General features: G+C 35.1%; 19 protein-coding genes. 3 read left to right on the top strand and 16 right to left on the bottom strand.

Going from position 1 to position 18,746, the window contains the following annotated elements; genetic code table 11:
- Positions 1 to 203: 203 nt before the first annotated feature.
- Both AB1278_RS07250 and AB1278_RS07245 read right to left on the bottom strand, forming a co-directional pair.
- Positions 204 to 1,316: a 5-(carboxyamino)imidazole ribonucleotide synthase gene (locus AB1278_RS07250; RefSeq protein WP_123279428.1), complete on the bottom strand. Its 1,113-nt coding sequence runs from the start codon at positions 1,314 to 1,316 to the stop codon at positions 204 to 206.
- A gap of 24 nt (positions 1,317 to 1,340) precedes the next feature.
- On the bottom strand, positions 1,341 to 1,892 hold the full coding sequence (locus tag AB1278_RS07245) for a DUF1543 domain-containing protein (protein ID WP_429813329.1): 552 nt from the start codon (positions 1,890 to 1,892) through the stop codon (positions 1,341 to 1,343).
- A 97-nt stretch (positions 1,893 to 1,989) separates the two neighbouring features.
- Here AB1278_RS07245 and AB1278_RS07240 point away from each other — a divergent pair, with 97 nt between their 5' ends.
- Together AB1278_RS07240 and AB1278_RS07235 are read left to right on the top strand one after the other, a co-directional pair.
- Complete coding sequence (locus AB1278_RS07240) at positions 1,990 to 2,820, top strand: sulfite exporter TauE/SafE family protein (RefSeq protein ID WP_076597404.1); 831 nt, start codon at positions 1,990 to 1,992, stop codon at positions 2,818 to 2,820.
- Positions 2,820 to 3,203 carry a DUF1634 domain-containing protein gene (locus AB1278_RS07235; protein ID WP_034699869.1) on the top strand — a complete coding sequence of 128 codons (384 nt, stop codon included), beginning with the start codon at positions 2,820 to 2,822 and terminating at the stop codon, positions 3,201 to 3,203. The genes AB1278_RS07240 and AB1278_RS07235 overlap by 1 nt, the downstream gene beginning before the upstream one ends.
- Positions 3,204 to 3,207: 4 nt before the next feature.
- On the opposite strand, the gene gloA2 is transcribed toward AB1278_RS07235, so the two are convergent.
- Both gloA2 and AB1278_RS07225 read right to left on the bottom strand, forming a co-directional pair.
- Positions 3,208 to 3,585 (bottom strand): SMU1112c/YaeR family gloxylase I-like metalloprotein, encoded by a 378-nt coding sequence (gene gloA2, locus AB1278_RS07230; protein WP_429813325.1) that lies wholly within the window; start codon positions 3,583 to 3,585, stop codon positions 3,208 to 3,210.
- Positions 3,586 to 3,618: 33 nt separating this feature from the next.
- The gene (locus AB1278_RS07225) at positions 3,619 to 4,059 is read right to left on the bottom strand and encodes a nuclear transport factor 2 family protein (protein ID WP_330747229.1); all 441 of its coding nucleotides are present in this window, start codon (positions 4,057 to 4,059) and stop codon (positions 3,619 to 3,621) included.
- Between the two features lie 152 nt (positions 4,060 to 4,211).
- Between AB1278_RS07225 and AB1278_RS07220 the strand changes: the two genes are divergently transcribed.
- Positions 4,212 to 5,252: an endonuclease/exonuclease/phosphatase family protein gene (locus AB1278_RS07220; protein ID WP_429813322.1), complete on the top strand. Its 1,041-nt coding sequence runs from the start codon at positions 4,212 to 4,214 to the stop codon at positions 5,250 to 5,252.
- A 46-nt stretch (positions 5,253 to 5,298) separates the two neighbouring features.
- Here AB1278_RS07220 and AB1278_RS07215 read toward each other — a convergent pair whose 3' ends face one another.
- The 12 genes from AB1278_RS07215 to AB1278_RS07160 form a co-directional block, all read right to left on the bottom strand.
- Entirely contained in the window at positions 5,299 to 6,357 is a 1,059-nt protein-coding gene (locus tag AB1278_RS07215; protein WP_429813319.1) for a diphosphomevalonate/mevalonate 3,5-bisphosphate decarboxylase family protein, read from the bottom strand.
- Positions 6,358 to 6,482: 125 nt separating this feature from the next.
- The gene (locus AB1278_RS07210) at positions 6,483 to 8,249 is read right to left on the bottom strand and encodes an AMP-dependent synthetase/ligase (RefSeq protein WP_429813316.1); all 1,767 of its coding nucleotides are present in this window, start codon (positions 8,247 to 8,249) and stop codon (positions 6,483 to 6,485) included.
- Positions 8,246 to 9,259: an NAD-dependent epimerase/dehydratase family protein gene (locus AB1278_RS07205; protein ID WP_429813314.1), complete on the bottom strand. Its 1,014-nt coding sequence runs from the start codon at positions 9,257 to 9,259 to the stop codon at positions 8,246 to 8,248. Before AB1278_RS07205 ends, AB1278_RS07210 begins: the two co-directional genes overlap by 4 nt.
- Positions 9,259 to 11,382 (bottom strand): tetratricopeptide repeat protein, encoded by a 2,124-nt coding sequence (locus AB1278_RS07200; protein ID WP_429813311.1) that lies wholly within the window; start codon positions 11,380 to 11,382, stop codon positions 9,259 to 9,261. The genes AB1278_RS07205 and AB1278_RS07200 overlap by 1 nt, the downstream gene beginning before the upstream one ends.
- Positions 11,372 to 12,706, bottom strand: a complete 1,335-nt coding sequence (locus AB1278_RS07195) for a P-loop NTPase fold protein (RefSeq protein WP_429813308.1) — start codon at positions 12,704 to 12,706, stop codon at positions 11,372 to 11,374. The genes AB1278_RS07200 and AB1278_RS07195 overlap by 11 nt, the downstream gene beginning before the upstream one ends.
- Before the next feature lie 209 nt (positions 12,707 to 12,915).
- On the bottom strand, positions 12,916 to 13,920 hold the full coding sequence (locus AB1278_RS07190) for an MvdD family ATP-grasp ribosomal peptide maturase (protein WP_429813306.1): 1,005 nt from the start codon (positions 13,918 to 13,920) through the stop codon (positions 12,916 to 12,918).
- Complete coding sequence (locus AB1278_RS07185) at positions 13,913 to 14,869, bottom strand: MvdC family ATP-grasp ribosomal peptide maturase (protein WP_429813303.1); 957 nt, start codon at positions 14,867 to 14,869, stop codon at positions 13,913 to 13,915. The genes AB1278_RS07190 and AB1278_RS07185 overlap by 8 nt, the downstream gene beginning before the upstream one ends.
- 73 nt (positions 14,870 to 14,942) lie before the next feature.
- Positions 14,943 to 15,167, bottom strand: a complete 225-nt coding sequence (locus AB1278_RS07180; protein ID WP_110010111.1) for a microviridin/marinostatin family tricyclic proteinase inhibitor — start codon at positions 15,165 to 15,167, stop codon at positions 14,943 to 14,945.
- Between the two features lie 49 nt (positions 15,168 to 15,216).
- Positions 15,217 to 15,453 (bottom strand): microviridin/marinostatin family tricyclic proteinase inhibitor, encoded by a 237-nt coding sequence (locus AB1278_RS07175; protein ID WP_202838953.1) that lies wholly within the window; start codon positions 15,451 to 15,453, stop codon positions 15,217 to 15,219.
- A 116-nt stretch (positions 15,454 to 15,569) separates the two neighbouring features.
- Positions 15,570 to 16,349, bottom strand: coding sequence for an alpha/beta fold hydrolase (locus AB1278_RS07170; protein ID WP_411413941.1), 780 nt, complete (start codon positions 16,347 to 16,349; stop codon positions 15,570 to 15,572).
- 123 nt (positions 16,350 to 16,472) lie between these two features.
- Positions 16,473 to 17,192, bottom strand: coding sequence for a pyridoxine 5'-phosphate synthase (locus AB1278_RS07165; protein WP_202844327.1), 720 nt, complete (start codon positions 17,190 to 17,192; stop codon positions 16,473 to 16,475).
- 175 nt (positions 17,193 to 17,367) lie between these two features.
- Positions 17,368 to 18,636: a mechanosensitive ion channel family protein gene (locus tag AB1278_RS07160; protein WP_343640114.1), complete on the bottom strand. Its 1,269-nt coding sequence runs from the start codon at positions 18,634 to 18,636 to the stop codon at positions 17,368 to 17,370.
- Positions 18,637 to 18,746: the final 110 nt, after the last annotated feature.

The following is an 18,746-nucleotide window of genomic DNA, read 5'->3' as shown; positions in this document are numbered from 1 at the left end:
AGGATCGGGCTTTAGCCCGATGTGAACAATCAAAATAAAATTGGCTTTAGCCGAAAACCTAAAATTAAGCTTCGGCTAAAGCCAATTGAGTTGACAATTATTTTTAAACGGGCTAAAGCCCGTTCCTATTGAATGAGTTCAAAAATAAAAGGGAGCTGTTTTTAAAGTTAAAACAGCTCCCTTTTATCTATCTTAAATCGATATTACTCAGCAATTACTCTTACCATTCCTTTTACCTGTACAAGCTTTTCCATAAGCTCTTCTCTGGAATCTGCAAGAACGTTGATATGTCCCATTTTTCTTCCCGGCTTGGTTTCAGTTTTTCCGTATAAGTGGATGTATGTTTCGGGAAGCTTAAGAACATCTTCCATTCCTTCATAGACTACTTTTCCGGAATATCCTTCTGCTCCTACAAGATTCAGCATTCCGCTGTAAGTGATGGCGTCAGTATCCGCTAATGGTAAATTTTTAACCACGCGGTACATTTGCTCAAATTGGGAATTAGTATTTCCTTCCTGACTCTGATGTCCTGAATTGTGAAGCCTTGGAGCAGTTTCATTTACCCATACTTTTCCTTCTTTATCAAGGAATAATTCGATGGCAAACAACCCCGGAGAGTTCACTGCAGCCAGAAATTTTTCAGTAATGGAATCAATCTGGTTCTGAACATCTTCCGTCAGCAGAACCGGACATACATTGAAATCCAATAGATTCAGTTTTGGATCGGCAACCATTTCCGTTACCGGGAAAATATTGGTTTCTCCTTTTTCGTTTCTTGCTACAATGACAGAAAGTTCTTTTTCAATATCAACAAGACTTTCAATGACAGAAGGTTCAGTCCATAGTTGCTGATAGTCTTCTTCCGTTTTGATCACCTGTACTCCTTTTCCATCATAGCCTCCGGTATTCATCTTCTGAACAAACGGCAATGGCATGATGATTTTCTCATCACTGTTCCATACTACCTGAAATTCCGGGCTTGGAATATCATGAGCTTTATAAAATTCTTTCTGAAGGATTTTTTGCTGAATTGTTTTGATGATATTGGCATTAGGAACCACTTTTATTCCCTGCTTTTCAAGTTCTGCCAGTGCATCAGCATTTACGTGTTCTATTTCAATGGTTACAACATCTTTATCTTTTCCGAAATTCAAAACTGTTTCATAGTCATTGAAATTTCCCTGTGTAAAATACGAGATATTATGACATGGTGCATCAGAGGCCGGATCCAGAGTATAAAACTCATCATCATACTTCAGTGCACTTTGTATCAACATTCTTCCCAGCTGTCCGCCTCCCAGAATTCCTATTTTCATTTTTTATTTTTATTAGATTTACTCTTATTGAATTTTATCAATTTTTAAATAGCCTAACCCCATTGGGTTCTCCTGATTTTCTTCATCAGACTTATGAAGAACGATAGAATATTTTTCTTTCATGGAGGCAGGAAGGATATCACTTACATTGAAAATATCATCAATATCCACTCCATGCTTATCATCAATATGGCTTACAGCGCCTTCAAACCCCATGGTCTGATAGAATTCGGTAGCTTTTGCTCTTTTCACAATCTCTCCCATAGACTGTCCTACCATTAAGTGCTGCTCATGAAATTCTTCAAAGAAACCTGGCTTATAACCTCCCAGATTCAGAAAAAACAACTGGTTTTCTGATGTCTTCTCTCCCTTTTCTACAATTTTCACCTTGTAACCGTCTGCAAATTTCACTTCCTGGTAACAATCCAGGTGAATTTTTCCTTCTGCTTCCTTCCAAAATTCTTTCATATCAGGAATCAGATCTTTCAGATTCTCCGCAATTCCGAAGAAAACATCGTGCTGCTCTATATTTCTGCCTTTGGGTGTTGCCCCGAGAATGACATAAAATAATTTCATTACATTTTTCATGCATACAAAAATACGTTAAATTTATCTTTTTCAAATGTTTGGCAGACTATCACAATAATTTTATATTTGTAGTATTATTTGTAGTATGTCAGAAATCATCATACTCTTCCTTGGCGCAATTTCAGCGGGTCTTTTAGGTTCACTTACGGGTTTAGGAGGAGGAGTTATCATCATTCCTTTATTAACGCTGGGATTCGGCGTTCCAATGCATTACGCTATCGGTGCTTCACTTATTTCTGTGATCGGGACCTCTTCCGGTGCGGCTGTAGCTTTCGTAAAAGAAGGTTTTACCAATATGAGGATCGGAATGTTTCTCGAAATAGCCACCACAGCAGGCGCTATTATTGGGGCCCTTGTTTCAGGAATGCTTAACCCAAATACAATCGGAATTATTTTCGCAAGTATCCTTCTTTTAACCGTTATTTTAAATCTTAAAGGGAAACCTGATCACCAGGAACCTTTGGTAAAAGGAAGTCTGGAGGAAAAGCTGAAACTGTACGGAACATTTCCCGATAAAGGAGTATTGAAAAGCTATTCTGCAAGAAATACAGTTCCCGGATTTTTGATGATGATGTTTGCAGGAGCCATGTCCGGACTTCTGGGAATAGGTTCCGGTGCATTGAAAGTATTGGCAATGGACAATATGATGAAGCTTCCTTTCAAAGTATCTACAACCACCAGTAATTTCATGATCGGAGTAACGGCAGTGGCCAGTGCCCTGATCTATTTCCAGAGAGGAGAAATCATTCCGGTAATTGTAGCTCCCGTACTGATCGGAGTTGTGATCGGAAGTTTTATCGGTTCAAAAACGCTGATGGTATCGAAGACCAAAAAATTAAAAGTATTTTTTGCCATTGTGATTACCATTCTTTCCATTTATATGATGTATAACGGTATCAACAAAAGTTTCAGATAATGAAAAAGAATTTTACAGATGTAGATCTGAACCGTTCGGTAGGAAATCTTCTGAGACTGGGTGTTATTCTGTCTGTGGCTACATCATTGATCGGTTTTATCAAGTTATTTTTTGAAGGCTTTAAAATGCCCGAAAAATATACCAGCCTTGTCGTAGGTACTTCTTCTGAAAAGGTCTGGGGACATTTCTGGGACTCTCTATGTAAAGGAGAAGGTACAGCTATTATTCAGCTGGGTATTCTTTTGCTGATCTTCACTCCTCTGATGAGAATCGTTTTCGCTTTAATAGGTTATTTAAAAGAAAAAGACTACGTATATGTAGTCATTTCTTCTATTGTTTTAGCGATTATGGCGGTGAGTTTCTTTGCCGGTTACGCACACTAATTTTTTACATTTCATAAAACTCTAACGGCAGCTGGTCGGGATCCTGGGTAAAGAAAAATTCTTTTCCTGTGAATTCGTCTATGCGGATTTCTTCACAGATTAATCCTTTTTCTACCAGCTCATTTCTTTTTTCCATAACATTTTCTACCGAGAAAGCGAGATGCCTTAAACCACATGCTTCGGGACGTGACGGACGTTGGGGAGGATCGGGAAAGGAAAACAGCTCAATCACATAATGATCTCCTATAGCAAGATCAAGTTTATAAGACTGTCTTTCTTCGCGGTATACTTCACGGATGATATTCAGATCTAAAATTTCCGTATAAAACTTTTTTGAAACGGCATAATCTGAACAGATGATGGCAATATGGTGAATCTTCATTTTTATTTTAACCTGATTTTCAATTGAACTTTATTATTGTATTTCTTTACAGTTATCCTTTCTTCTCGTATCAATAATATACTGGATCTTCCATTCATTATTCTGTTTTACCAGCTGAAAACTATTTGCCCCGCAGTGTGATAATTTTCCTTTTAAATAAAAAGAATACGGGGTAAACACAGTTGCCAGATTGCCATCTGTATGAATGGCTTCTACTATAATTCTTTCATCCAGATCTCCTTTTGTAAATTTGGAAACCGAAGTGATGAAATCCGAAATACCATCACTTTTTACAGTACCGTCTTTTGTGATGGTTTGAAGTACTGCACTCTCTGCAAAAGCGGATTTTACCAACTCAGGATCTGCATTTTTCATACCAAGGAACAGGTTTCGGATAGGTTTTTCAATATCTGTATTCTGCTGGCCGAAGCACGAAATACTAATCAGAACAAGAAATGCCATTATTTTATTCATAGTATAGATTTAGATAATTAAAAATAGATAAAATAAAATTTAAATTGATTAACAAATTTTAAAATTCATTTTCCTTAAATTGTGGTCAAAATTATTTCAGAGCTTTTTATATGTGGATTATTTACCTGACTCTGGCCATACTTCTTATGGTCATGACAATACTGCCGAAAATTCAGCATTCCCACTGGATATTCAGAGTTCCTGAATTTGCCAAAATACAGGTTACCTACCTTATATTCTTTACTTTTTTATTAGGCTTTTTCACAGATTCTACAGAATATTTCTGGTATTATCAGGGCCTTCTGCTGGTCATGTTTATTCATCATGGTCAAACACTCATCAAATACACCCACTTTTATCCTGTAAAAAAACACAGACAGCTTCACAGATCTTCTGATAAACTGCATTTTATTTCGGCCAATGTCTATCAGTTCAATAAAGATTATGAGAAATTCATCGGACTCGTTAAAAAGTACAATCCTGATTTTTTCATGACGATGGAAAGCAATAGTGACTGGGAAAAAGCAATGAGACCTCTGGAAAAAAAATATTCCTACCAGCACAAAGTGACTCTTGAAAATACCTATGGGATGCATTTTTATTCAAGAGTGGAGATTAAGGAAGCAAAAACCCATTATTTCGTTGCTGATGACATCCCGAGCATTGAGATCCATATGAAAACCGCTGATGGTTTTTCTTTTGTTTTCTTTGGAGTTCATCCGCCGCCACCAAGTCCTACGGAAGAAGAAACATCAAAGGAAAGAGACGGCGATCTTCTAAGTACAGCCAAGCGTGTAAAAGATATTAAAAAGCCTGTTATTGTCGTAGGAGACTTCAATAATGTTGCCTGGTCGAGATCATCTGTCTTGTTCAGAAAAACAAGCCACCTGATAGATCCCAGAATCGGGCATTCTTTCGTTTCTACTTTTCATGCAAAATACCGTCTTTTAAGGTTTCCTATCGATCTGATGTTTCACAGTGAAGATATTTTTATTAAACAGCTGAAGACCTTGGAAAATTTTGGTTCAGACCACCTTCCGGTATACTGTGAGTTTTTCATAGATCATCACAATGATGAACAGGAAGAACTGATAGAAACAGCAACTGCTGAAGAGAAAGCTGAGGCTGAAATCATGATTGAGGAAGGAAAGAAAGAAGATGGAGAACGCGAAGCTGTTGTTACTGAAGATTAATAAAAAAAGTGGGCTAAAGCCCACTCCTATTGAATATTTATTCTTATTAAAATTTCATTATATCCTTCACTACTCCATTCTTTTGAGTGTGTTGTAATAATTCAGCTTCAATAAAGGTTTTGATCTGTTCTTCAGACCCATTATTCGGGAATAGAAGGTGAACATTCGCTCCTGCATCCAGTGTAAAGAATAGTGGAAGTCCTGTTTCTCTTCTGAAGTCCCAGATTTTATTGATGACTTCCAATGTTCCTGTTTTCATCAGGATAAAAGCAGGATCACTCATCATCATCATGGCATGCAGGGTAAGTGCTTCGTGTTCTACCAGTTTGATAAAACGTTCCATATCTCCGTTTTTCAGGATCTCTTTCATGGGAACAAAGTTTTCCCTTGCTTCCTGAAATCTTCTTTCTGCATAAGGATTCGTCTTCATCAGGCCGTGTCCTACTGTTGAAGAAACACTTTTCTGCCCTTCATGGATTAACAGAACCCAATCATTAAAATTTTTGAATACTTCATGAATTTCAGCATCGGGATACTGTACTCCGAACAAATCTGAACTTCCTTCTACCTCATCGGTTTCACCCCACACCACAAGTCCGTTATACAAGCTCCGGCATGCGCTTCCACTTCCCAATCTTGCCAGGAATGAAGCTTTTCTCAAAGATTCTTCTCCAGACGTTTTTCCTGTAAACGAAGCATCCAGCGCCATCAGACATTTTGCAATCGCTCCAAATCCAGAAGCCGAACTTGCAATCCCGGAACTATGCGGAAATGTATTCTCTGTTCTGATGATATATTTTCCTTTCAGAATCCATGGAAGATACTGTTCTATATTTCTGAAATATTTTTCAATTTTTTCGGCAAACTTCACTTCTTCATTTCCAGCCAGAAAAGTTTGTACTGAAAAAGGTTCATTCGCAGTAAATTCCATTGAAGTATTGGTCTTACAATGGTTTAACGTGTAGCTGATGCTTGGGTTAGCAGGAATCTGATCAGCATATTTTCCCCAATATTTAATCAGGGCAATATTGGACGGACAGCTTTCCGAAACCGTTTGGGTATGAATGGTGAAATTTTCTTTTCCTATAAAATCCTGTGTTGTCATAGTTTACTTTAAGTCGTTATTTTGAACCACCCCGTCAAAAATTCTTTGAATTTTCGCCCCCCTCCAAAAGAGGGGAATTTTCACGTCTTCAGTTGTAATTGATGTGAAAAAGGTGATTAAAATTTTTAATACATCTTCTCTATAATATCCGCATATTTTTTGATCACCACATTTCTTTTGACTTTCAGGGTAGGAGTAATTTCTCCTGTATTGATGTCAAATTCTGCCGGCATTAACGTGAATTTCTTCACTTTTTCATAATCTGCCAGGTGGCTCTGTAATTCTTTGATTTTTTCTTTATAAAGATCGATTACTTTCTCATTTTTTACAGCATCTTCCCAATTGGTAAAAGGAATATTATTTTTCTTAATATAATCCTGTAAGAATTCGAAATTAGGAACAATCAGTGCTGAAACAAACTGTCTGCCTTCTGCAATCAGCATAATCTGCTGGATAAAATTATTATTGGTCAGAAGGTTTTCAATCTGTTGCGGAGCAATGTATTTTCCGTTGGAAGTTTTCATCAGGTCTTTGATTCTGTCTGTAATGATCAGGTTTCCTTTCTCATCAAATTTTCCGGCATCACCGGTTTTGAACCATCCGTCTTCTGTGAATACTTTTTGGGTTTCTTCAGGCTTCTTGTAGTATCCTTTCATGATTCCGTTCCCTTTGGCCTGAATCTCATCATTTTCTCCGATACGCATTTCTACTCCCGGAAGAGGCTTTCCACTGGTTCCATGCTCAAAGTGAGTTAAAGGGAAAAGGGTCAATGTTGCAGTAGTTTCCGTTAATCCGTATCCAACAGTTACGTGAATGCCCACTGACTCAAAGAAACGGGTAACTTCGGGTGACAATGAAGCTCCACCACAAGGTAAAAACCATAATCTCCCACCCATTTTATTTTTAATTTTACTGAAAACCAACATATCAGCTATAGATTCTTTGAATTTTAATCCAAAAGGAACCGGCCTTTCATTTCTTCTTAATTCTGCGGTTTCCCATCCGGTTTTAAGGGCCCAGTCAAAGATTTTCTTTTTCAGAACTGAACCTTCTTCCGCTTTTTCAAGAACTCCGGCATATACTTTCTGGAAAAATCTTGGTACGGCACACATGGCAGTAGGTTTTACTTCTTCCAATGCTTTGGCAACATTTTTCGGATCTTCAAGGAAATACACACGGGCACCGCCATACAGGCATAATAAACTCCAGCTTCTCTCAAAAACATGGCTTAAGGGTAAGAATGCCAGTGAAAGTTCTTCTTCAAAGTTTTTAAACTTAAAAAATTCAAAATGAGAATCGAATGCTTTGATGAAATTTCCATGGGTAAGCATTACTCCTTTTGGAATTCCGGTAGTTCCGGAAGTATAGATTAATGTAGCGGTATCATCATTTTCTTTCTTACAGATCTCCAGCTCCGGCGAGGCTTTTGCGATAAAATCTTCAAGATAAAAACTATTGAACTCTTTCTTGATCCACACTGCTTTTTTAGAAACAATAATGGTTTCAAGATTGTTTTCTTCTTTATGTAAAAACTCAAGACAGGCATCGTACTGCATCTGGTTTCCTACCAAAACGGCTTTAGCACCGGAATCGTTTATGATATGTTCTGCCTGCTCAGCATTATTCGTGGAATAAATGGGTACTGTAACTGCCCCGATAGCCAGAGAAGCCAGATCCATGATCATCCATTCTGATGAATTGTCTGAATAAATCGCCACTCTGTCATTTTCCTGAACTCCGGATTCTTTTAAAGCATTGGCTGTTTTAAAAATAATTTCACTGAATTTTTTCCAGCTCAGCTCTTTCCAGGCATCTTTCTTTTTAAATCCGATGGCCGCTTTTATAGGATGTTTTTCTACATTTTTAAGGATAATTGCCTCTGCAAGATTCATTTCTTCAGCTTTTTGTCGTTAATATAATTGTTCAGGTGAAAGTCTATACTTTCTTTTACGGGAATAAACTGATAATTCAGCTTTTCTCTGACTTTGTGATTGGAAATGGTGTTGAATGAAGAGATGGCCTCAATATTTGATTTGGTTACCATCCTTAGTTTGGGAATCAGCCATCCGAAAAGGGTGTTGGCTATTCTTCCGATATTGAGTACAGATTGTGAAAGAATTCTCGCATCTTTAAGTCCCAGGCGTGATCTTACCTGTTTGGCAAGTTCAGCATATCTGTTGTTTTCAGCGACAATAATAAAACGTTCTCCGAAAAGGTTATTTTCCATTAATCCTATAGCCGTATTGGCTACGTCCCTTACGTCGACATAAGCAGAGCCTCCTGAAAAGGTAAAGCTATTGTCTTCAAAGGTTGAGAAAAGCTCGCCGCTGCTTTGGTTCCAGTTTCCGCTTCCTACGATCATGCCGGGATTAATGATCACCACATTCAGTCCTTCTGCTGATGCTCTCCATGCCTCCATTTCGGATAAATGCTTAGAGATGGCGTAGGCAGAATGTTCCAGTTTTGGATTAAAGTCAGAATCTTCATCCAGTTCTCCTTTTTCATTGAAATTATCAAGAACGGCAACAGAACTTACGTGGAGAAATTTTTTAACGTCGGATCCTTCACAGGCAAACAAAAGATTTTCCGTACCCTTGATATTGGTATGGTACATTTCTTTTTCATCTTTCGGATGAAAACTTACTTTGGCAGCACAGTGATACACCTCATCTACGCCTTGCAGTGCAGTTTTTAAAGAATCGAGATCATCAAAATCTACGTTTATCCATTCAATTTTATGGAAAAAATCGTCAGGATTCTCCGTATAAAAGCTGTATGAATGCTTTACTTCGTTTAAATTGCTGCCCGGCCGTTTGGAAGCACGTACATTTTCCCCTCTTTTAAGAAGTTCCAGTACAATTATTCTTCCCAGAATTCCGGTAGCACCCGTTACAAAAATCATTAATTATTTTCAATTTTATTTTTTAAAAGATTATATGTACCTACATATTTATCATAATTTGGGTGATATTTAAGTTTCTTTAAGTCATCTTCTAGTATTTTTAAATATGTCTTTAATTCTTCGTTATCATCAATTACTAAGAGACAAAAATTATATAATGTTTCCCATTTTTTAGAAAGAAATTGTTGAGGATTCTTTTTTGCTAATTCAGACTGTATTTCAAAGGCTTCTATAAATGCATTTTTTCCTTTTATTTTTTCGTTTCTTTTAGTGTAAAGCTGACCAATATTTGACAATGTACTAGCAACATTAGATAAAAATACTTTGGGATTTGTATTGGCAAGTTTTCTTCTAATACTTATTGCTTCAAGATAGGTTTCTTCTGCTTTTAATAGCTCGCCTTTTATTGTTAATAAATTCCCATAATTATTTAGTGTGGTAGCAACATCAGACAAAAATCTCTGAGGATTTTCATTAGCTAATTTTCTTCTTATAATTAATGCATCAGTATAAAATTTTACAGCTTTTGAAAATAGATTCTTTCTTGCATATATATTTCCTAAGTTATTTAATACGTTTCCAATAATAGGAAGAATTATTTTTTGATTTTCATTTGATAATTTTTTTCTAATTCCTAAAGCTTCAAGGTAGTATTTTTCAGCCTTTGAAAAGTTATCCATTCTATTATATAGACTACCCAGATTATTTAGTGTTGCAGAAACTTCTATCAAATATTTATTTGGATTTTCTTCAGCAATTCTTTTCCGAATCTCCAATGATTCTTTATAATTGGACTCTGCTTTTACAAAGTCATTATTATCTGAATATAAATTTCCTAAATTATTTAATATAAGTGAAACATCAACAAGATATTTTTGAGGATTTTTTTCTGCTAAAGACTTTAAAATTTTAAGAGCATGCGTATACGATTTTTCAGCCTTTGAAAACTCATTCATCCTTTTTTCTAAGTTGGCAATGCTACATAAGCTGTTTGCTAATTCCAACTGAAATTTTTCAGAATCATTTTCTACTAGCTTTTGACGTATTTTTAGAGCTTCAGAATAGGATTTTAGAGCTTCTGAGAAATTATTCATATTAAGCTGTAAATTACCTAAATTATTTAAAGTAATTGCAACTGACGAATTAAATTTCGGATCTCTAATTGCTAAATTTCTATATATATCTAGTGCTTCCTTATAAAAATCTTCCCCTTCTATAAAATCATTCATTTGGGTCTTTAGATTTCCAAAGTTATTTAATACAATAGCAACTTTTTCAGAGAAGATATCATTTTTTTCATCTGCTAAAAGTTTATACCCTTTTAAGGATATATTATAAAATCTTTCAGCTTCTGCATAATTATTTATAGATTTATTTGCAGTTGCTAATGTGAAAGCTATTGTTGGATTATCAATATCAAAAAAAGACTTGTATTCATTTAATAAACGTAATATTTCCTTCCCAGAAAATGGAATTGAAGAATATACTTCTAGTAAGTCAACAACAATATCATTTGCCTGTTTTTTAATGGGTATATTTAATTCTTTTGCTTTTAATAATTGTTCATTTAATGTATTAACTCTTAATGCAAGATGTTCAATATCCTTATTCCCTTCAGCAATTTTCTCTAGTATATATACATTTCCTAAATTTTCTGTTTCATCATTAAATATTTCATCAAAATAAATATTTGTTGCTCTTTGATTATATAAATCTCTAGCATAGTAGCTTAATTTAGATGGTGTAGTCGGATTTATCCAAAAAAGGATAGGAATATTTAATGATAATAAATCTTCCCTTGAAAAATTTAACAATGTTAAAAAGCCAATGTCTTTTTCAAGCATATTATCCAAATCATTAATAATTAAGCCTTCAACATTTCTATTGTTAATAAAATTGACAATATTATCAAAAATTGATAATTCATTTTTAAAGTTGTCCTTAAAGGAAAAATAAATAATTTTTTTTGCTTTTGTTTCTAAAACTTTCTCAAGAGAAATATTTACCTGTTTTCTTAATATTTCATCACTAGAAATACAGAATAGGAAAGATCCTCCTATAGTATTTATAAAGTATCTTTCCAGAGAACGTAAGTTTTGATGATATTCTGTACTAAATTTCACTTCCTCGTTCTATTTCCCTTTCTTTTAAAATTTCTTTCACAACAGGATGTACATCGTACCAACCCTCTCCATTGTATCCTAAAATTGACAAATTGTGTCTCAAATCCAAATCAACCTCGGAATTATCCAACTGTTTTATTGTACTCTTATTTAATTTCTCTAATGCTTCATAATAATCATTAGCACTAATAACACTTCCATCCTCTTTTATTTTTTCTGCTATAGTCTCTTTATAAGAACGCTTTAACTTAATAAAAGCTTTATTGAAATGCTTTTCTTCAATAATCTCTAAGTCATCATCTAAAGCATAATCAGCAGCATCAATAATCATCCTAAATAAATCTCGAATACAACCACCACTCGATTTAATAAATTTCACTAAAAGATCTTCGTCTTTAATACAGTCATAAACATCTCTTTTCTTTATTAATTCTATCAAATCATTAATTCCCTCTGTATTTTCTGTACCATCTTTATGATAAACTTTTACCATTGGTAATTCATAAACATTATTATCAAAGGCTCCACTAATTATATTTGATACATGACTACATTTAAGAGCTATAGGATATGTAAAAATCATATTTGTTCTTAAACTAGTAAATACAGAACTGTGAATATGAAAAAGTTTAGATGCTATTTCAATATTTAATTTGTCTGTATCCTCTACAATTACTAACAAACCTTTATTATTAGCCAATAATGCAAGTGAAATTTCTCTAATTAAATCATTACACAAACTTAACAAGTCTGCAAGCTTATGTTCTACAACCTCATTAATAGTCTTTTTGGCTGAATAATTTAGCTTAGTTACATTCTTTAATGTAGTAAAAAATTTTGACAAAAGAGGTATTGAAAAACCAGCCTCTGCCTCTACTGATGCTTCAAAATCATTTGAAAATTCTTTAACCTTACTTATTTCTTCTGAGTTTGTCCAATTCTTAATATTCTCTAGTAATGAAGGTACTATATGAAGATTGTTATCATTAGCATACTCAAATAACCTCTGCATTATAAGTATAATTAAATCTGTATAATTAAAATTAACAGGGTCTAATTCATCTTGAATAGAAATATTTAAAACAAAAAAATCATTTTCTAGCTCTTTTTGCATTTTATTAAGTTCTGTGCTTTTTCCACATCCTGCAAAACCAGCTAAAAGGCAGTGTAATTCTCCAATTTTATCTTGTAAAAGTCTTCTCTTAATTTTTTTTATTGGATTATCACCTCTTGAAGAAAATAAATCACAATAATATTCATCTAATTGATCTACGCTTAATTGCTTTAAAGATAGAACTTTATATATAGTTTCTAATTTTGACATTTGATTCTTAGATATATATACAAATATATGATTAAAATATCAATTATATCTTAAGTCTCTAATTACAAATTTCTTGACAAAACAATTATTCTTTTATCTTGAAACAGCATCAAATTGTTATATTTAAAGAGTGTTTTTCAATATAAACTGAAAAGTCCTGAAAGAATTGACAACTTTCAGGACTTTTTATATTTAAAATTCTTTATTGCTTACGCCATTACCTCATTATTTCTTCTTGGCGCTTTGTCGCAGAGAACATCTGCAATGCTTTTGGAAATAAGGTTTCCTTCTGTAAGATTATCCAGCCAGAAGAACTCTCCTGCCGCATTGATCTCGATAAAATAATATTCGTCTTCAGGGGATACAATCATATCTATGGCTCCGTAATCTACATTATAAGTATCAAGCAGTTCAAGCAGTTTTGCTTCTACATCTGCCGGAAGTTCTGTTCTGCTCCATTTATCAATCAAATTAACGCCGTCTTTTCTCCAGTCTACTTTGGCATCCTCAGACTGTTGGGAATCTATTTCGAATGCATACACATCTCTTCCCACAATAGTAATACGAAGTTCTTTTTTCTTTTGAATCATCTGCTGAAACTGCATCGGACAATACAGCAATGAATCCAGTTCTTCCATTTTATCTTCGCCAACAACGTTCGTAAACACTACATTTTCTACCCCATCTTCATAAATGGCAAAACCGGTCTGCATTTTAGCCACCACATTCTGATGTTTTACAATAAATTTCCTTGCTTCATCAGGATTATTGGTAAGACAGGTTGCCGGAATGGTGAGACCTAATTTATCTGCAATTTTCAATTGTTCTTCCTTGCTGTCGAGTCTTCTGTAAACACTTGGTTTTCCCAGAGAATAAGCATCCACAGATTCGAAGAAACCAAAAAGGGTATTTCTGATTTCTCCCATAGCCGCACCGTAAAATTTAGAGTCCATTTCTTCCTTTAATCCTTTTCCGATATTGTAGGCTCTTCTGTACCAGATGGCTGAAATATCATCCAAACGATGTTTTGTTTCAGGCGTTTCAAGGTAGCTTACCCATTCTCCGTCCTGGAAAATAGTAGACAGTTTGTTTTGTAATGGATAAACGTCTACATCAAAGCGAATGACTTCACAATTATTTTTTTCAATGTATTCTGTTACTTTTTCAATGGAAAAGTTATCTGCGGTATGGGTAATTATTAAAATTTTATTCATGGAAATTAATTCTTTTGATAAGGTTATCGGCAATTTTTTCTGCAATGGGAAATCCCAGTTCTTTCTGAAGCATACCCCATTCTCCCTGAGGATTGACTTCAAGGAAATAATACGCCCCGTCTCTTCCTTTGATCATATCGATCGCGCCTATATAAAGTCCCATTTCTTTCATCATGGAAGTGAGATTGGCTCTAATGGCATCAGGTAATTCGTATTCTTCCCAGAAATATCCTTCACGGGCTACTCTCCAGTCCGCATTTTCACTGTTATTGATTTTTCCTGTGAAAAAATCACCATCTACATACACGATTCGTAATTCATATTCTTTTTCAATATAGGGTTGAAAAATCATCGGACAGTATGCAATATCTGAAAGGTGCTCCAGGGATTCTTCTTCAATAACCGTAGTGGAAATCATATTTTCCCCTGACATTGTTTTTGCGGTAACTCCGTGAAGCTTCGCAATGGCTTTTCCCTGGCAGTACTGATGGAAAAATGTGGTTATTTTTTCTTCATCATTAGAAAAAATGGTTTTGGGAATGGTTAAGTTATTTCTTTGTGCAATTTTCAGCTGAAAGATCTTATTACCGTCGATTTTTTTTTCACTTTCATAAGGGTTGATCCAGGGAATATGTTCTAAAGCGGTTATCAGGTTATATCTCAGGCTTCCATATTCGTTGAGAAAGATTTTTTCATAATCCTGATCCAGTTCTACGGGAGCACTGATCTTCCAGGCTTTCCTGTGCCATACGCCTTTGATATCATCAGAATGGATGGTATTTCCTGCTTCGTCAGTCAATTCAAATGAATCTTCATGAATACTGATTTTCTGAAGATGGTTCAGGCGGTCAGAATTCAGTCTGAAAAAGGGAATATTTTTAGAGGTAAGATATTCGAAAAAGAGATCAATATTATAAAAATCCTGTGAGTGGGTGATGCAGAGAATCATTTGCCGGTTTTTTATTAAAAAGGGAAACTTACTATTTAAGTTTCCCCTATTATTCTATTGAATATTCTACTTATTATAGTGGAATAGTGATTGTATCATCATCACCGTCTGATGGATATTTCAGCGTGTGCATCATATCATCTTTTGGAGAGGTTACCGTATCTATTGTCGGCTTTGTAATCAAATCTGTTTCAGCAAGTGTGATGTCACTTCCTCCTTTTACAGTTTCAGGATCCTTCACCTGTTTTTCCAGGAATGATGCGAAAAACGGCTTCTTCTTTGAGTTGTTGCTTTTCATAATGTTTTAGTTTTGGTTGGATTATAATTTAGCTTATGCTTGTACATTATCATACTTCTAAAACATCCTCATCACCGTCAGAAGGATATTTCATGGTTACATTATCATTATCAGGCTTGGTAACATTATCCTTAAGAGGAGTCGTGATCTGATCCTGCAGGGCTGTAGTGATCTGATCTGCCAATACGGAAGTAATACCTCCACCTTTTACTGTTTCAGGATCTTTAACCTGTTTTTCTAAGAATGATGCAAAAAACGGCTTCTTTTTTGAATTTTTGTTTTCCATAAGTTAATATTTTTATTGTTTTTTGAAAATCCAAAGTACAAAAATTTCAACTCATGGAGAAATAATATATGTTTTTAATAAAATTTTAACATAATATTAAAAATCAAAGTATAAAATTAATTTAAACCAAGAAATTCCTTAACAACATTTGCAAAATCAACCGGATTTTCTGCCTGCACCCAGTGTCCTGCATTTTTCACCGTCACTATTTTAGCTTTAGGAAACTGCTGCCTGATACCGAATTCATCCTGTGGAAGGATGTAATTGGATTTTGCCCCTGCTATAAACAAGGTTTCACCTTCAAAAACTCCGAATTTGATGGCATTGGAAACAAACTCAGTATATTTTTCAGATAATGTTTTAAGGTTGAACCTCCAGCCCAGTTTTTTATTGTCATCCCAATACAGATTTTTCGTCAGAAACTGTACGGTAGATCTTTCGGGAATATATTGGTTCAGAACTGCTTCCACCTCGTTTCTTGAAGTTACCGTATTGAAATCAACGGTTTCCAGTGCTTTGATAATTCCCTGATGATGTGGCGGATATGCCTTAGGTGAAATATCTACAACAATCAGTTTTTCAACACGTTCAGGATATTTTATGGCAAACTGCATCACTGCTTTTCCGCCTAAAGAATGCCCTAAAACATGCGCTTTTTGAATTCCGTAATGATCCATATAACGGGCAATATCATCGGCCAGGTCATCATGCGACATGCTGTCTGAGTGAAAACTTCTTCCGTGGTTTCGAAGATCGATCAGGTGTACCGGAAGATATTCTCCCAGATCCTTTCCGAAACTTCCCCAGTTGTCGAGCATTCCGAATAGTCCGTGAAATACAAGAAGCGGCGTATTCGTTACATTTTCGCCGAATATTTTTGAGTTTAAAATTTCCATATTTTTAGAAGTTAGATGTGAGAAACTAGAAGTTAGATAAATTATGCATCATCTGTTTATGCTATTTTTAATATAATTGAAGTTGTACTAACTTCTCATCTCTAACTTCTGATTTCTTATTCATTACCATTTTGCCAGTCTCTTCAGATAAGCCTGAACTGTATTTTCCAATCCCATATAAAGTGCTTCAGAAATCAAAGCATGTCCGATAGATACTTCCAGAAGGTTCGGAATGGTATCTGAGAAATACTTCAGGTTTTCTAAGCTCAGATCATGTCCTGCATTAATTCCCAACCCGAACTTTGTCGCTTCAACAGCAGTGTCGTAATAAGGTTTTATAGCCTGTTCTTTATTGGTAAGATAGTTTTTTGCATAAGCTTCAGTGTACAGCTCTATTCTGTCTGCTCCTGTTTTGGCCGCATATTCTACAAGCTCCGGTAAAGGATCAAGGAAAACAGAAGTACGGATTCCCACTTTTTTAAATTCTGCAATGATCTCTGTAAGGTAATCGAGATGTTTTTTGGTATCCCAGCCGGCATTGGATGTAATGGCATCATCAGCATCCGGTACAAGAGTCACCTGTTCAGGTTTCACTTCCAATACCATATCAATAAAATCCTGATGAGGATTTCCTTCAATATTAAACTCAGTCGTAACCAACGGCTTCAGATCATAGACATCTTTTCTTGTGATATGCCTTTCATCAGGTCTTGGATGGATGGTAATCCCCTGTCCTCCGAATTCCTGAATTTTTACAGCAGCTTCTGTAACACTTGGAGTTTCACCTCCTCTTGCATTTCTTAACGTCGCAATTTTATTAATGTTTACGCTTAGTTTTGTCATTGTTATTTTAGATGTTAGATATAAGATGTTGGAAGCTGGAAGCATGGAGTTGGAAGTAAATCCAGACTTCGTACTTTTATTGGTCTTCCACATTTATGATCATTTAAAAATTTAATTTAAAATTTGGGTTAAAAGAGACTGGAAATACCCACTTCCCTTTTCAATCTTCCTGCTTCTACACTTTCACGCTTACCTGCATCACCTGAAGTTCAAATTCTTTTGAAGCCACCAGTAAATGGTCAAAAATATCGGCCTGTATCTGCTCAAAACGTTCCCATTTGGAATCATTGGCAAAACAGTATACTTCAAGCGGAAGCCCTTGTGGGGTGATCTCCAGCTGGCGGACCATCCGGGTTCCGTTTTTATCAATATCAGGATCATTTTCAATATATTTCTGTGCATAATAGCGGAATACACCAATATTGGTAAGCTGTCTTCCATTCACAATTTTATCTTTATGCTCAAGACTTTCCTTTTCTTTTTTAATTTCTGAAGTTCTTTCTTCAAGATAATCTGAGATCAGATTAATCTCCTTTAACCGCTCAACATCTTCATCCGTCAGAAACTTAAAAGAATTGATATTAAAGTAGATTGATTTTTTTATTCTTCTTGTATTGGATTCAGACATCACCTGCATATTCTTGATCTCAGTGGTCATCAGATCATAGGTTGGAATTGTGGAAACCGTTTTATCAAAATTGGTGATTTTAGTCGTCAAAAGGTTGATCTCCGTGATATTCCCTTCAATACTATATTTGGGAATACTTACCCAATCCCCTACTTTTAAGTTTTTAGAAGTAGCCACGTGAAGACCTGTAACAAATCCTAAAATAGTATCTCTGAAAACCAATACCAGAACAGCTGTAATAGCCCCCAGACTTCCTACGATAGTGGTTCCTTTGATCCCGAAAATCACACAAAGTCCTACTACTGTAAATATGAAGAGTCCTAAAATCTTTACAGTTTCTGAAATGGCATTAAGTGCCATTATTTTGTAGAAATCCTGTTTAATACTGAAATAATTTCTGAAAGCGGTCAGTGATCTGTAGAGCATTCCCGCTACTATCAATACCAATCCAAGATTGATACATCTTATGATAAAAATGGTGGTTTTGGGCAGTGCATTTTCAGGAAATATAGATCCCTGGATCCCGGCAACCGCAATCAAAGCAGCAAAATGGGCTACAGAATTGGTGATTTTCGACTGATAAATAGATTTTACGATCGGGAACTTCTGTTCATTATGAAATAACCTGAATACTGAATTGATAATGAATTTAAAAATAAAATCAGTGATTAAAAACAGGACAAGAAGTAAGCTCAGTTTTACAATGATATGAAAAACCCAGTCGAGCCCGGCTGGCGAAATCCGGGTGATATAGATGTAAAGCTGCTCGCTCAGCTCCTGTATAAAGTTTTTGGTTTCTTGTAACTGGTCATTCATTACAGCAAATTTATGAAATTAAGAATCATCATTTTATTATTTGCAATCAATTTTCATCCCAAAAGGGATTCATCAGAAAATATTTAATAAAAATTATAAATCTTCTACAG

Source organism: Chryseobacterium sp. NRRL B-14798 (assembly GCF_050470705.1).
In the GTDB taxonomy this organism is placed as follows: Bacteria; Bacteroidota; Bacteroidia; order Flavobacteriales; family Weeksellaceae; genus Chryseobacterium; species Chryseobacterium cupriresistens.
Note: the sequence above shows the minus strand (reverse complement) of the source record. Positions and strands in the feature narration are given on the sequence as shown.

Bases quoted from the DNA above. Each gene is read 5' to 3' on its own strand.
- AB1278_RS07250 (WP_123279428.1), bottom strand. From the start codon at position 1,316: ATGAAAATAGGAATTCTGGGAGGCGGACAGCTGGGAAGAATGTTGATA.
- AB1278_RS07245 (WP_429813329.1), bottom strand. From the start codon at position 1,892: ATGAAATTATTTTATGTCATTCTCGGGGCAACACCCAAAGGCAGAAAT.
- AB1278_RS07240 (WP_076597404.1), top strand. From the start codon at position 1,990: ATGTCAGAAATCATCATACTCTTCCTTGGCGCAATTTCAGCGGGTCTT.
- AB1278_RS07235 (WP_034699869.1), top strand. From the start codon at position 2,820: ATGAAAAAGAATTTTACAGATGTAGATCTGAACCGTTCGGTAGGAAAT.
- gloA2 (WP_429813325.1), bottom strand. From the start codon at position 3,585: ATGAAGATTCACCATATTGCCATCATCTGTTCAGATTATGCCGTTTCA.
- AB1278_RS07225 (WP_330747229.1), bottom strand. From the start codon at position 4,059: ATGAATAAAATAATGGCATTTCTTGTTCTGATTAGTATTTCGTGCTTC.
- AB1278_RS07220 (WP_429813322.1), top strand. From the start codon at position 4,212: ATGACAATACTGCCGAAAATTCAGCATTCCCACTGGATATTCAGAGTT.
- AB1278_RS07215 (WP_429813319.1), bottom strand. From the start codon at position 6,357: ATGACAACACAGGATTTTATAGGAAAAGAAAATTTCACCATTCATACC.
- AB1278_RS07210 (WP_429813316.1), bottom strand. From the start codon at position 8,249: ATGAATCTTGCAGAGGCAATTATCCTTAAAAATGTAGAAAAACATCCT.
- AB1278_RS07205 (WP_429813314.1), bottom strand. From the start codon at position 9,259: ATGATTTTTGTAACGGGTGCTACCGGAATTCTGGGAAGAATAATTGTA.
- AB1278_RS07195 (WP_429813308.1), bottom strand. From the start codon at position 12,706: ATGTCAAAATTAGAAACTATATATAAAGTTCTATCTTTAAAGCAATTA.
- AB1278_RS07190 (WP_429813306.1), bottom strand. From the start codon at position 13,920: ATGAATAAAATTTTAATAATTACCCATACCGCAGATAACTTTTCCATT.
- AB1278_RS07185 (WP_429813303.1), bottom strand. From the start codon at position 14,869: ATGATTCTCTGCATCACCCACTCACAGGATTTTTATAATATTGATCTC.
- AB1278_RS07180 (WP_110010111.1), bottom strand. From the start codon at position 15,167: ATGAAAAGCAACAACTCAAAGAAGAAGCCGTTTTTCGCATCATTCCTG.
- AB1278_RS07175 (WP_202838953.1), bottom strand. From the start codon at position 15,453: ATGGAAAACAAAAATTCAAAAAAGAAGCCGTTTTTTGCATCATTCTTA.
- AB1278_RS07170 (WP_411413941.1), bottom strand. From the start codon at position 16,349: ATGGAAATTTTAAACTCAAAAATATTCGGCGAAAATGTAACGAATACG.
- AB1278_RS07165 (WP_202844327.1), bottom strand. From the start codon at position 17,192: ATGACAAAACTAAGCGTAAACATTAATAAAATTGCGACGTTAAGAAAT.
- AB1278_RS07160 (WP_343640114.1), bottom strand. From the start codon at position 18,636: ATGAATGACCAGTTACAAGAAACCAAAAACTTTATACAGGAGCTGAGC.